The organism is Rathayibacter sp. KR2-224 (assembly GCF_049446075.1).
Classification (GTDB): domain Bacteria; phylum Actinomycetota; class Actinomycetes; order Actinomycetales; family Microbacteriaceae; genus Humibacter.
This window is the reverse complement of the sequence record NZ_JBMSEB010000001.1, coordinates 956,555-969,348: the sequence shown is the minus strand read 5'-3', so window position 1 is coordinate 969,348 and position 12,794 is coordinate 956,555. Positions and strand designations below refer to the sequence as shown.

Below are 12,794 nucleotides of genomic sequence, written 5' to 3'. Positions count from 1 at the left end.
TTCGATGGTCTCAGCAGGCACCGACATCCCGGTCGCGCCCCGCCCGGCAACGGCGCATCCGTCCCGTCACGGTGGGAGTGCCGATGGAACGGTCTGCAACCGGGTCCGTCAGGCCGCGGCCGCGACCTCTCCTATTCGGCCCATTCGTACCGGCACGTTCGCGGCCAATTCGTGGAGCGAGCCTGCGCCGTGGCGCTTGGCAGCGTGCACGACGATGGCGGCGCACGCCTCGGCATCCGCGAGCGCCTCGTGGTGATGGAATCCCTCGAAGCCGGCAGCCATCGCGGCAACCGGCAGTCGGTACGAGTCGAGTGAGTACGTCTTTCTGGCCACCTGCAGGCTGCACAGATAGTCGTAGCGCGGGCAGGGGATGCCCGTGGCGGCGCAGGCCCCGCGGATCACGCCCATGTCGAACCCGGCGTTGTGCGCGACGAATACGTCGTCACCCGCGAAGTCGACGAGGTCGGCGAGCTGGTCGGCCCAGCCTCGTGCGTACGCGACGTCACGTGCCTGGATGCCGTGGATGCGGATGTTCCACTCCAGGAACGCGTCATGCCCAGGCGGCGGCTTGATGAGCCAGCTCGCCGTATCGACCACACGCCCGTTGCGTACTTTCACCAGGCCGACAGAACACGCCGAGGCGCTGCTCGAATTGGCTGTCTCGAAGTCGATGGCGGTGAAGTCGACTGGCACGCTGTCATGCTGGCATGCACGCGTGATGCGGCCGGAAACGGCATCGGCGCGCCTCGGTATTGCTTCCTCCGACAACGCGATATATCGTGATCAGCGACCGTTCGAGATGCGCGCCGTCCCAGTGTCGGTGGTGCCGGGCAGGATGCCCATGGTCCGCCTCGTGCGCATCTCACGTTCCGTCTTCATCTTCACAAGCACCTCGCATCCAACGGAGTATCCCGTGCTGCTCAAGCTCCTCGTCCGCTATCTCAAGCCATACGGCTGGCTGCTTCTCGGCGTCGTCGTTTTCCAGTTCGCGTCGGCCCTCGCCAGCCTGTATCTGCCCAGCCTCAACGCCGACATCGTCGACAACGGGGTCGCCAAGGGCGACACGGGCTACATCTGGCGCAACGGCGGCCTCATGCTCGCCATCTCCCTCGGCCAGATCGTGGCGTCGGTCATCGCGACGTTCTTCGCCGCCCGCGCCGCCATGCGGCTCGGCCGCGACGTGCGCGACGACGTCTTCGAAAAGGTGTCCGGGTTCTCCGAACGCGAGGTCACGACGTTCGGTGCCGGTTCGCTCATCACGCGCAACACCAACGACGTGCAGCAGGTCCAGATGCTCGCGATGATGTCCGCGACCTTCCTCGTCTCCGCTCCGCTCCTCGCCATCGGAGGAATCGTGCTCGCGGTGCGGCAGAGCGTGAGCCTGTCCTGGCTCATCGCGGTCGCTGTACCCGTGCTGCTCATCGTCGCCGGCCTCGTGATCAGCCGCATGGTTCCCCTGTTCCGCAGCTACCAGCAGCGCCTCGACGGCGTGAACCGCATCATGCGCGAGCAGCTCACGGGCATCCGTGTCATCCGCGCATTCGTGCGCGAGCCGATCGAGGAGGAGCGGTTCCGCGACGCGAACACGGGCATCCTCGACGTCGGTCGCCGTGTCGGTTCGCTGTTCGTGCTGCTGTTCCCGATCGTGATGCTCATCCTCAATGTCACGGTGATCGGCGTGATCTGGTTCGGCGGCATCAAAGTCGACTCGGGGGAGGTGCAGATCGGCACACTGTTCGCGTTCATGCAGTACGTCATGATCATCCTGTCCGGCGTCATGATGGCGAGCTTCATGACGATGATGATCCCGAGAGCTGCCGTCTCGGCCGAGCGCATCGGCGAAGTGCTGGCCTCCGACACGTCGTTGAAGCGCGCCGCTCACCCGGTCTCAGAGTTCCCGTCGCCGGGCACAGTGGAGTTCGTGGATGCCTCTTTCACATACCCGGGCGCGGAGCAGCCCGTGCTCTCCGGCATCACGTTCAGGGCGGAACAGGGCGAGACGGTTGCGATCGTCGGTTCGACCGGTGCAGGCAAGACGACCCTCGTCTCGCTCATCCCTCGTCTGTTCGACGTGACGGGCGGCGAAGCGCGCGTGGGCGGCGTCGACGTGCGCGACGCAGAGCTCGACGCACTCTGGAGAACCATCGGGCTCGTACCTCAGCGGCCCTTCCTGTTCAGCGGCACCGTGGCATCCAACCTGCGATTCGGTCGCGAGGAGGCGAGCGACGCGGAGCTCTGGCACGCTCTCGCCATCGCGCAAGCGAGCGACTTCGTCGCCCAGATGGAGGGCGGGCTCGACGCGCGCATCTCGCAGGGCGGCACGAACGTGTCTGGCGGGCAGCGCCAACGTCTCGCGATCGCGCGGGCCATCGTGCACCGGCCGCAACTGCTCGTCTTCGATGACTCCTTCTCTGCGCTCGACCTGACGACGGATGCGCGGCTCAGGCAGGCACTGTGGCGCGAGCTTCCCAAGGTCACGAAGATCGTCGTCGCGCAGCGCGTCTCGACGATCACGGATGCCGACCGCATCGTCGTGCTCGACGACGGCGGCATGGTGGGGCTCGGCACGCACGAGGAACTCCTCGAATCGAACACGACGTACCGCGAGATCGTGGAGTCCCAGCTCGGAGTGGAGGCAGGCCGATGAGCCCCCGCAAGAACAACGCCAAGACCGGAGAGCCGAAGACCGTCGAGCTCACCGCGGAGGAGAAGGCCGAACTCGAGCTTGCGGAACAGGCCCGGCTGTCCGCCGACGACTGGTCAGGGGGAGTGGCGCCAGGTAAGCCCGCGAACTTCGGGGCGTCGTTCCGCAGGTTGATCGGACTGCTCAGGCCCAACGCCGTGGCCTTCGTGTTCGTGTCTGTCCTCGGCGCCATCGGCGTGGTGCTCACGGTGCTCGCGCCCAAGATCCTCGGCGAGGCCACGAACATCCTGTTCGAGGGCGTGATCTCCAAGCAGCTGCCGCACGGAGTGACCAAGCAGCAGGTGGTCGAGCAGCTCAACCACTCGGGGCAGCACGACCTGGCGAACATCGTGTCGGCGATGCAGGATCTCGTTCCCGGCCAGGGCGTGGACTTCACGCGTCTCGGGCAGATTCTGCTGCTCGTGCTCGCTCTCTATGTGGGATCCTCGGTGCTCGGCTGGCTTCAGGGCTACGTGATCAACGTGATCATGGTTCGCACCATGTGGCGCCTTCGCGAGCAGGTCGAGGCGAAGATCAACAGGCTGCCGCTGAGTTACTTCGACCGTGTGCAGCGCGGCGAGCTCATCTCGCGCGTGACGAACGACATCGACAACATCACGCAGATGATGCAGCAGTCGCTCTCCAGCGCGGTGACCAGCGTGCTGACGGTGGTCGGCGTGCTGGTGATGATGCTCTCCATCTCCTGGCAGCTCACACTGGTGGCGCTCGTCGCCCTCCCGCTGATGGCGGTGATCTTCGGCGTGATCGGTCCGCGGTCGCAGAAGGCGTTCGGTATTCAGTGGCGCAAGGTGGGGCGGCTGAACGCGCGAGTCGAGGAGTCGTTCTCCGGTCACGCCCTCGTCAAGGTCTTCGGACGAGCACAGAGCTCCCGCGAGGCATTCAAAGCCGAGAACGAGGAGCTGTATGAGTCTTCTTTCAAGGCTCAGTTCCTCTCCAACACGATGATGCCCGGCATGATGTTCATCGGAAATCTGACCTACGTCGGCATCGCCGTGCTCGGCGCCCTCATGGTCGCAAGTGGGCAACTGCGGCTGGGCGACGTGCAGGCGTTCATCCAGTACTCCCAGCAGTTCACCCAGCCGCTGTCGCAGCTGGGCGGCATGGCGGCGGTCGTACAGTCGGGAACGGCGTCTGCCGAGAGGGTCTTCCAACTCCTGGACCAGTCCGAGCAGGAGCCCGATTCGGTCGACGCGCCCAACCCTGTCGACGGCGATGGAACGATCGAGTTCGAGCACGTGTCGTTCTCGTACTCGCCCGAGCGCCCGCTGATCACCGACCTCACGTTCCGCGTGGAGCCGGGCGAGACCGTCGCCATCGTCGGCCCCACCGGAGCCGGCAAGACCACCCTGGTCAACCTGATCATGCGGTTCTACGAGCTGGACGGCGGTCGCATCCTGTTGAACGGACAGAACATCGCCGAGCTCACTCGGCGCGACGTTCGGTCGAAGACCGGCATGGTGCTTCAGGACCCGTGGCTGTTCGCCGGGACCATCCGCGACAACATCCGCTACGGCAGAGCGGATGCCACCGATGCTGAGATCCTCGAGGCCGCCAAGGCGACGTACGTGGATCGCTTCGTGCACTCTCTGCCTGACGGATACGACACGCTGCTCGATGAGGATGCCTCCAACATCTCCGCCGGCGAGAAGCAGCTCATCACGATCGCCAGGGCGTTCGTCGCCAAGCCGTCTGTGCTCATCCTCGACGAGGCGACGAGTTCGGTCGACACCCGTACGGAGCTGTTGCTGCAGCACGCGATGGCCGCGCTACGCCAGGGCCGCACCTCGTTCGTCATCGCCCACCGGTTGTCGACCATCCGCGACGCGGATCTCATCCTCGTCATGGAGCACGGCGACATCGTCGAGCAGGGCACGCACGAGGAGCTGATCGAGGCTCGGGGCGCCTACTACCGGCTGTACAACTCGCAGTTCGAGCAGGCGGCGACCGACATCGATGCGGAGTTCGCCGGACTGCAAGACGACTCGCTCGCCGACGAGGCGGCGGAGATCGCCGATAGAGACGAGCCCGACGCGGCCGTCGTCGACTGATCCGACGGCTTGGCCCGTCGGGTGACTCGGTAGAGGACGCCCCGCGGGCCGAGTTCCGCCGGCAGCCCAGCCGTAGGGTGAGCTCATGGAGTCACGCGATACGAAGCTCGAACATGCCAGGTCGTTCGGAGGCGTGGCCGACGTGTACGAGGCATCCCGCCCCGGGTATCCCTCGGATGCCGTCGCCTGGCTGGTGCGCCCCGATCAGGGACACTTGGTCGACGTGGGAGCCGGGACTGGCAAGCTCACGCGAGTGCTGGCATCCGAGGGACGCGAGGTCGTCGCCGTCGACCCGTCGCCGGAAATGCTGCAGGTGCTCCGCTCCACCGTGCCAGGCGTCGAAACACTGGTGGGAACGGGGGAGCGGATGCCGCTGCCCGACGAATCGGTCGATGCCGTCACCTTCGCGCAGGCGTGGCACTGGGTGGATCCGATCACTGCGTCGGCCGAGGCCGGACGGGTGCTGAAGCCTGGAGGAACGCTTGGCCTGATCTGGAACTTCCGCGACGAACGGGTCGACTGGGTCCGCGAACTGGGTATCGCGATGCATGCCGACGGCGACCAGTACACCGAAGGAATGGACGAGAACCCACGCGTGCACGCACCGTTCGGCGAGCCCGAGCGCGCCCTGTTCGAGTGGGTCCAGCCGCAGACCCGCGAAGGGTTGCTGGACCTGGTGCGGTCGCGCAGCTATTTCGCCGTCATGTCGCCCGAGGACCAGACGGAAACGCTCGGTGCCGTCCGCGAGCTGCTCGACGGGCATCCGCAGGTCGCCGGACGGGAGACGGTCGAGCTGCCCTACGTCACCCTCGCCTTCCGCTACGTGCGCCCGTGACCATCACAACCCCGGGTTCCTAACCCGACCCCGGGTTACACACCGACCCCGGGTTACGCACCGCCGAAAATCGGAGATCTGCCGCCGAGCTCGGTGTGTCCGGTGCCGCACGCGGTGTTTCGCCATAGAACTCCGATTTTCCGCACGCCGGGGCGGCTCGCCCCCGCCGGATACGATGGATGCCCGTGGCTCTCACTATCGGCATCGTCGGCCTGCCCAACGTCGGCAAGTCCACCCTCTTCAACGCCCTGACCAAGAATCAGGTGCTCGCGGCGAACTACCCGTTCGCAACGATCGAGCCGAACATCGGCGTGGTGAACCTGCCAGACCCCCGGCTGAAGGTGCTGGCCGACCTGTTCCACTCGGAGCGAGTGGTTCCAGCCACGGTCAGCTTCGTCGACATCGCGGGCATCGTTCGCGGCGCGTCCACCGGGGAGGGGCTGGGCAACCAGTTCCTGGCGAACATCCGAGAGGCGGATGCCATCGCGCAGGTCGTGCGCGGATTCGCCGACTCCGACGTGGTGCACGTCGAGGGCGAGGTGAACCCCGCCAACGACATGGAGACGATCGGCGCCGAGCTCATGCTCGCCGACCTCCAGACGCTCGAGAAGGCGATCACGCGCTACGAGAAGGAGGTGCGCGGTCGCAAGCTCGACGGCGCCGTGCTCGAGGCGGCGCTCGCCGCCAAGGACGCGCTCGAGAAGGGCGTGCTGCTGTCGGCATCCGAACTCGATCTCGCGCCCATCAAAGAACTCGGGCTGCTCACGTCCAAGCCGTTCATCTTCGTCTTCAACGTCGACGAGGCGGTGCTGACGGATGCCGCGCGCAAGGCAGATCTCGCCGCTCTGGTTGCGCCCGCCCAGGCCGTGTTCCTCGACGCGAAGCTCGAATCTGAGCTGATCGACCTGGACGAAGAGGATGCCGCCGAGCTGCTGGCCTCGACCGGCCAGGACGAGAGCGGACTCGACCAGCTGGCGCGCATCGGGTTCGACACGCTCGGCCTGCAGACTTTCCTCACCGCCGGCCCCAAGGAGTCGCGCGCATGGACCATCCGCAAGGGCTGGAAGGCACCCCAGGCGGCAGGCGTCATCCACACCGACTTCGAGAAGGGCTTCATCAAGGCCGAGGTCATCTCGTTCGAGGACCTCGTGGAGCTCGGGTCGGTGCACGAGGCCCGTGCGCACGGCAAGGCGCGCCTCGAGGGCAAGGACTATGTAATGCAGGACGGCGACGTCGTGGAGTTCCGCTTCAACAACTGAGCACAGCGCCAGCGGTCACGCCGCGGCCTTCGGCCCGCTCGGTGCGGTCACGTCTCGGCGAGCGGACCCGACACGCGAGTTCGATCGAGGCACGTGACACTTTTCCTGGTATATCTTTTCCCGAAAGATAGATACCGGGAAACGTATTGCGATCGGAGCTGTCATGTCCGTCCGACAGAGCCTGTTGGCCATCCTCGAGCAGGGACCCTGCTACGGCTATCAGTTGCGTACCGAGTTCGACCGGCGCACCGGTTCAACCTGGCCGTTGAACGTCGGACAGATCTCGAACACGCTCGAGCGACTCGAGCGCGACGGTCTCGTGGAACGTGGCGAGGTCGATTCGGCCGGACGTGTGTTCTGGCAGATCACGGATGCCGGGCGCGCGGAGGTCGCGACCTGGCTGTCATCGCCGGTCGAGCGCAGCATGGGCACACGCGACGAACTCGCGATCAAGCTCGCGGTGGCGGCCACGCTTCCGGGAGTGGACGTGGGCAGCGTGATCCAGACGCAGCGGGCGGCGTCCCTCCGCCAGATGCAGGAGCTGAATCGCGCCAAGTACGCCGGTTCGTCCGAGTCGGCCGAGGAGCTTGCCTGGTCACTCGTGGTCGACTCCATGATCTTCGCGACCGAGGCCGAGGTGCGCTGGCTCGACCACGTCGAAGAACGGCTCCGCTCTCACCCTCGATCCGATCGGGAGATGGGTCTTTCGACTGATCGTCCGCGCCGCGGCCGTCCGGTCAAGGCGACGGTCGAGCGGGTGGCGCAGGCGTGAGCCGGCGGCACGAGCGCGAGCGACGCGAGCCGCATCGCGACCCCGACGTGATCCGCCTGGAGGATTGGAACGACCGTTTGATCCGAAACGCTGGTGCAGCCGATGCGTCCCCGGCCGCTCCGTCGGCCGACATCGTGCTGCGACTCGTCGGCGTCAGTCAGCAGTACGGGCACGGTGAGCTCGCCGTGGGTGCTCTGAGCGGGGTCGACCTGGAGGTCTCGCGAGGCGAACTCGTTGCGATCATGGGCGCTTCGGGCTCGGGCAAATCCACTCTGTTGTCGATAGCCGGCGGCCTGCAGACGCCCACGGCCGGTGAGGTGATCGTCGAAGGGACGCACCTCTCATCCCTCGGCGCAAGTGCGCTCGCCGGTCTGCGTCGACGCTCGCTCGGCTTCGTCTTCCAAGATTTCAACCTCATCCCGACGCTCACCGCGGCCGAGAACGTCACCCTGCCACTGGAACTGGACGGGATCGGCCGGCGCGCGGCCCGTCGAGCGGCGAAGGATGCGCTGGCAGGCGTGGGGCTGCAAGACAGGGCAGACGCCTACCCAGACGACCTCTCCGGCGGACAGCAGCAGCGCGTGGCGATCGCGCGCGCCGTCGTCGGCGGACGTCGACTCATCCTGGCGGACGAGCCGACGGGTGCATTGGATTCGGCGACCGGCGAGGCGGTCATGCGCTTGATCCGCTCGCGAGTGGATGCCGGCACCGCAGCGATCCTCGTGACCCACGAGCCCCGCCACGCAGCCTGGGCCGACCGCATCCTGTTCCTGCGCGACGGTCGCATCGTCGATCAGACCACACGCGATGATCCCGAGACGGCTTTCCTGGCGGCCAGGCACTGATGCTCGCCATTCCCCGACTTCGTGCTGCTTTTCGCATCGCAACCAGGCAGGTGCTGCGTTCGCGTGGCACCTCCGCGCTCGTGGCATGCCTGATCGCCCTGCCGATTGCTTCGACATCGGGTGGCCTCGTCTTCTTCGCCAGCCACCAGCCCACGCCGCAGCAGGAAGCGAGAATGCTCTTGGGCAACACAGAAGCGCTCATCACGCCCCTGAGTGCGCCCGATCCAACACGCGTGCAGTACATCGACGGCCTTGGTGCCGCGTCTGCGGGGCCGGCGCGCGGGCATCGTCCCACCGCGCTTCCGGCCGCCGTGCCTTCATCGGCACACGTTGTGACGCTGCTTCCATCGGTGGCCGAGGTGACGACGGCGACGGGAGTCGGTCAGGTGCCGGTCATCGAAGGACCGGCATGGGACCCAGCACTGACCGGCGTATACAAGCGAACGGGGCGCGGTCCGTCCTCAGCGAACGAGGCGATGGTGTCGCCACACCTGCTTGAGCGCCTTGGGGTCAAGACCGGCGACCCAGTCCATCTCGCTCACGGCGGCGCGTCCTTCACGATCACAGGCACGCTCGCCGCTTCACAAGACCCGACGCAGGATCAGCTGTTCGTGCCCGCCGGCGCGCTACCGGTCGACCACACGGGGTCGGCACCCACCTGGTACGTCACGGGTTGGCAGCCGGACTACGTGCAGTTCACCCGGCTCGTTCGGTCGGGCTACGGCGTGCTCGCTCGCGATCTCGTGCTCGAGCCACCGTTCGGCGCACCGACCACTCAGATCACGTCCTACCAGACCACGTTCATCCTGCTGGGTGCAGGAGGTCTGTTTCTCGCGACACTCGTTGCATTGCTCGCCGGTGCTGCGATGTCTGTCAGCGCTCGGCGGCAGCAGCGCTCGCTTGCCATGGCGGCAAGCGTCGGTGCCGCACGCGGAGACCTGTTCCGGGTGGTCTTGCTGCAGGGGTCGATTCTCGGGGTGGCCGGTGCCGTGCTCGGCATCGGGTCAGGAATCGGTCTCGCGGCGCTCGCGCTGGCCTCGACCGATCACGGGGAGCCCTGGAGCTTTTGGCGCGGCAACTACGGCCTGCACATCCCCGTGAGTCTGATCCTGGGTATTGCAGCGTTTGCCGTGGCCGTAGGCATCGGAGCTGCGTTCTTCCCGGCGCTGTCAGCAACGCGTGGCGACACGCTGAGCGCGCTTCGTGGAGCCCGTCGTCCCGTTCAGCTCTCGCGGGCGATGCCACGCTGGGGTGTGCTCCTGCTCGTCGTAGGGGTCCTGCTCTCAGCAGCGAGCCTCGGATATGGGCCATACCTGCGCAGCGCGTCGACGAGCCAGCACGTACATAGCCTCACCGACCAACTCACGTTCGCGGTACTGGTGTCGGCAGGGCCGATTGCTCTCCTGGCCGGCACCATGATGAGCGGACATTGGCTGCTCATCGGTTTGGGAAGGCTGTGTTCCCGTGCGGGCGTCGCCGCTCGGCTGGCCAGCCGAGACACCGCCGCCAATCCGTCGCGTGTGGTGCCTGCCGCAGGGAGCATCGCCATCAGCGTGTGCATCGCGACGCTCGCGCTCGCCCTCGCCTCCGCGGCGGGAGCTGCCAATGCACGGGAGTATGGCTGGGCTGGTCCTCTCGGCAGCGCGGTGGTTCGGCTCAACCCCGGCCTCCAACCGGCTACGGCGCCAGAGGACGGAATACTGGTGGCAGCGGCATCACATGTTGTCCGGGATGCTGGCGCCACTCATGTAGCCGTGGTCGAAGCCCCCGTCTTCCCGTCCTACGACGCCAAGACCGGACGTCTGCTTGAGCCTGATCGACCGATATTCAGCGCCGGGGTCGCCTGCACGAGCGAGTGCTCGTCGGCGGTGGGAGGGTGGTCGGCCTACGGACAGATTGCCGTCGTCGACGCGCACGACCTGGGTACCGCAGCTGGACTGCGACTCGACTCTTCAGAGCTTCAGCAGTATGTGGGCGGGTCGGCGATCGTGGCCGACGCCTCGGAGACGCGCAATGGCAAGGTGGCGGTTCTCCGCAGCCGTGCAGGAAACACCACGAAATCCTTGGCCGGTCCCTCCGCGAGCGCGATTCTCCCGGCGCTCGTGAGGTCCTACGCATACGGGAACGCGACCATGCTTCTGGCACCCGAGACGGCAAGGCGGATGCATATCGAGACACGGCCGGACGCCGTGGTCGCGCACTTTCCGACGCCTCCCAGTGTGGCTCAAGAAGACGCGATGAGGGCGGCGGCCGAGGAGGTCTTCGTCGGTGACGGCGAGCTTTACCTGGTCGTGGAGCGCGGCCCGGCGTCAGTGCTCCCGTGGCTCGCGTTCATCGCCGGCGTTGCCGGCGTGCTGGTCGTCGGGGCGAGCGCCATCTGCTTGGGGCTGTCGCGCGTGGAGCGCCGCCTAGACGATACGACCCTTGCTGCGGTTGGTGGCACCACGAGAGTCCGACGATGGATCAACGTCCTTCAAGGTGCGATCATCTCGGGCGGTGGATCCGTCGTCGGAGCTCTCATCGGCGTGGCACCGGCCGTTGCGGTAACGCTCTTCTCGAGCTCGTGGCGCGCCGAGGACGTGCCGTGGCCGCTGATCGCCGGCTTGGCACTCGCGCTTCCGCTCCTGATCGCGGCGGCGTCATGGATCGCGCGTCCTCACAACCCGAATCTCGTGCGGCGCACGGCCGTCAGCTGACGGCTCAGAACGTCCAGCCACGCTCGATCGAGCCCCCTCACCCCGCGAACCGTGCTCGAGCGTCCGCGCCCACCGGCGTGAAGAAGTTGATGAGATTGCCGTCCGGATCGCGGAACAGGAGTGACCTGTTGCCCCACGGCATGGTCGTCGGCTCGTTCACGAACTCGTCGACGACGCCGCGCAGGGACGCGTAGAGCGCGTCGACGTCGTCCACGAGAAAGTCCAGCATCACGGATCGGTTGGCGCGAGCTGCCGCGGCATTCTCGCCGAGCAGTGGCACCGTGGCCGAGCTGGCGATCGCGAGCGTGCCCGATGCGGTCCGGAGTTCTGCGAACAGCGGATGCAGCCGCTCGGCTCGTGCTCCGGTGACCTTCTCGTAGAACTCGACGAGGGCGTCGACGTCGTCGGTGATGATGCGGGTGGCTGCCAGTTGCACTGAGTCTCCTTGTGGGACGGCCCCTTCGGGCCTGGTTCGTTGATACCGAACGAAGGTACGAGGCAATCCGGACGGGAATCGTCCGCAATGCCCACACAAATCGGGAGCCGCGCGAACACCCGGTTCCACCGTCGGATGTCTGTGCCAGGCTGGCACCATGCCCGAGTCACCAGAGGTGCAGGCGCTCGCAGAGCAGGTGGGCGAGCGGCTGGCCGGCCGCGCGCTCGCCGCGGTCGACGTGCTCGAGTTCCGCCTGATCAAAACACGATCGCGTTTGCCAGACACCCTGGTGGGGGAGCGGATCACGGGCGCGCGAAGGTTCGGCAAGCTCGTGGCGGTCGCGTTCGGCGGGCAGCACCTCGTGATCTCGCTGGGGCGGCACGGCTGGGCGCGATGGGGTGGAGAAGAACTCGCATCGGAGGCGCCCCCGGCACTCGCCCTGCTCGACTTCGACGACGGCACGCAGCTGGAACTCACGGATGCCGGTGGCTGGGTCTCGCTCGGCACCTGGGTGGTGGACGATCCGCTCGATGTCTCAAGCGTTGCGTCGCTCGGTCCCGACCCCGCGCACTCCAGCTATACGCGCGCCGACTTCGACCGCGCCTTCGCCGGCCGGCGCAAGCAACTCAAGGCCATCCTCGAGGAGCAGAAGTCCATCGCAGGTATCGGCAATGCCTACTCCGACGAGATCCTGTTCGAGGCGCGGCTCAGCCCTGTCGCCCACGCTGCGGGCCTCGACGATGCGCAGCTCGTTCGGCTCTTCGAGCAGACGACGGGTGTCATCCGCTCGGCCGTCGAGGCCCGCCGTGGAGTTCCTCTCGGGGAGCTGAAGGCGGCGAAGACGGCGGCTATGCGGGTGCACGGACGAACCGGCGAACCGTGCCCGGAATGCGACGGCACGATCAGGGAGTTCGCGTTCGCCGGCACTACAGGCCAGTACTGCCCCGAATGCCAGACGGGCGGCGAGATCCTGCCGGTCTGAGCGGCTCTAGCCCTACTCGACGGTGTCGTCCTCTTCGGGTTCGAACGTCGACTTCTCGCCGCTATGTCCCGCGGCGACTCCGTCGGGGTGGGGCGGGATGGTCCCGTCCTCGCCCAGCCCGTCCGGCTTCTGGGTCGGCTCGCGTCCGGCGTCCCCGGTTGGCGCGCCCGATGTACCCAGCGATTCGGCTCGGTCGTTCTTGTCGTTCATGGGGCAT

The 12,794-nt window shown here is 66.8% G+C and carries 11 protein-coding genes; 8 read left to right on the top strand and 3 right to left on the bottom strand.

Annotated features, from left to right (window positions below):
* Positions 1-108: 108 nt before the first annotated feature.
* Positions 109-693: an exonuclease domain-containing protein gene (locus ACO2Q7_RS04535; protein WP_423354432.1), complete on the bottom strand. Its 585-nt coding sequence runs from the start codon at positions 691-693 to the stop codon at positions 109-111.
* Positions 694-913: 220 nt separating this feature from the next.
* Between ACO2Q7_RS04535 and ACO2Q7_RS04530 the strand changes: the two genes are divergently transcribed.
* The 7 genes from ACO2Q7_RS04530 (at position 914) to ACO2Q7_RS04500 (ending at position 11,159) form a co-directional block, all read left to right on the top strand.
* Positions 914-2,647 carry an ABC transporter ATP-binding protein gene (locus ACO2Q7_RS04530; RefSeq protein WP_423355960.1) on the top strand — a complete coding sequence of 578 codons (1,734 nt, stop codon included), beginning with the start codon at positions 914-916 and terminating at the stop codon, positions 2,645-2,647.
* Positions 2,644-4,752 (top strand): ABC transporter ATP-binding protein, encoded by a 2,109-nt coding sequence (locus tag ACO2Q7_RS04525; protein ID WP_423354431.1) that lies wholly within the window; start codon positions 2,644-2,646, stop codon positions 4,750-4,752. The genes ACO2Q7_RS04530 and ACO2Q7_RS04525 overlap by 4 nt, the downstream gene beginning before the upstream one ends.
* 85 nt (positions 4,753-4,837) lie before the next feature.
* Complete coding sequence (locus tag ACO2Q7_RS04520; RefSeq protein WP_423354430.1) at positions 4,838-5,587, top strand: class I SAM-dependent methyltransferase; 750 nt, start codon at positions 4,838-4,840, stop codon at positions 5,585-5,587.
* A 185-nt stretch (positions 5,588-5,772) separates the two neighbouring features.
* Complete coding sequence (gene ychF, locus ACO2Q7_RS04515; protein ID WP_423354429.1) at positions 5,773-6,846, top strand: redox-regulated ATPase YchF; 1,074 nt, start codon at positions 5,773-5,775, stop codon at positions 6,844-6,846.
* Positions 6,847-7,009: 163 nt separating this feature from the next.
* A complete protein-coding gene (locus tag ACO2Q7_RS04510; protein WP_423354428.1) occupies positions 7,010-7,618 on the top strand; it encodes a PadR family transcriptional regulator in 609 nt (202 codons plus the stop codon).
* 131 nt (positions 7,619-7,749) lie between these two features.
* Positions 7,750-8,463: an ABC transporter ATP-binding protein gene (locus ACO2Q7_RS04505; protein WP_423355959.1), complete on the top strand. Its 714-nt coding sequence runs from the start codon at positions 7,750-7,752 to the stop codon at positions 8,461-8,463.
* Positions 8,463-11,159, top strand: coding sequence for an ABC transporter permease (locus ACO2Q7_RS04500; protein ID WP_423354427.1), 2,697 nt, complete (start codon positions 8,463-8,465; stop codon positions 11,157-11,159). Before ACO2Q7_RS04505 ends, ACO2Q7_RS04500 begins: the two co-directional genes overlap by 1 nt.
* Positions 11,160-11,196: 37 nt before the next feature.
* Here the strand turns inward: ACO2Q7_RS04500 and ACO2Q7_RS04495 are convergent, their stop codons facing one another.
* Positions 11,197-11,595 (bottom strand): VOC family protein, encoded by a 399-nt coding sequence (locus tag ACO2Q7_RS04495; RefSeq protein WP_423354426.1) that lies wholly within the window; start codon positions 11,593-11,595, stop codon positions 11,197-11,199.
* A 157-nt stretch (positions 11,596-11,752) separates the two neighbouring features.
* Between ACO2Q7_RS04495 and ACO2Q7_RS04490 the strand changes: the two genes are divergently transcribed.
* Entirely contained in the window at positions 11,753-12,577 is an 825-nt protein-coding gene (locus ACO2Q7_RS04490) for a DNA-formamidopyrimidine glycosylase family protein (protein ID WP_423354425.1), read from the top strand.
* Positions 12,578-12,589: 12 nt separating this feature from the next.
* Here the strand turns inward: ACO2Q7_RS04490 and ACO2Q7_RS04485 are convergent, their stop codons facing one another.
* Complete coding sequence (locus tag ACO2Q7_RS04485; protein ID WP_423354424.1) at positions 12,590-12,787, bottom strand: hypothetical protein; 198 nt, start codon at positions 12,785-12,787, stop codon at positions 12,590-12,592.
* Positions 12,788-12,794 lie beyond the last annotated feature (7 nt).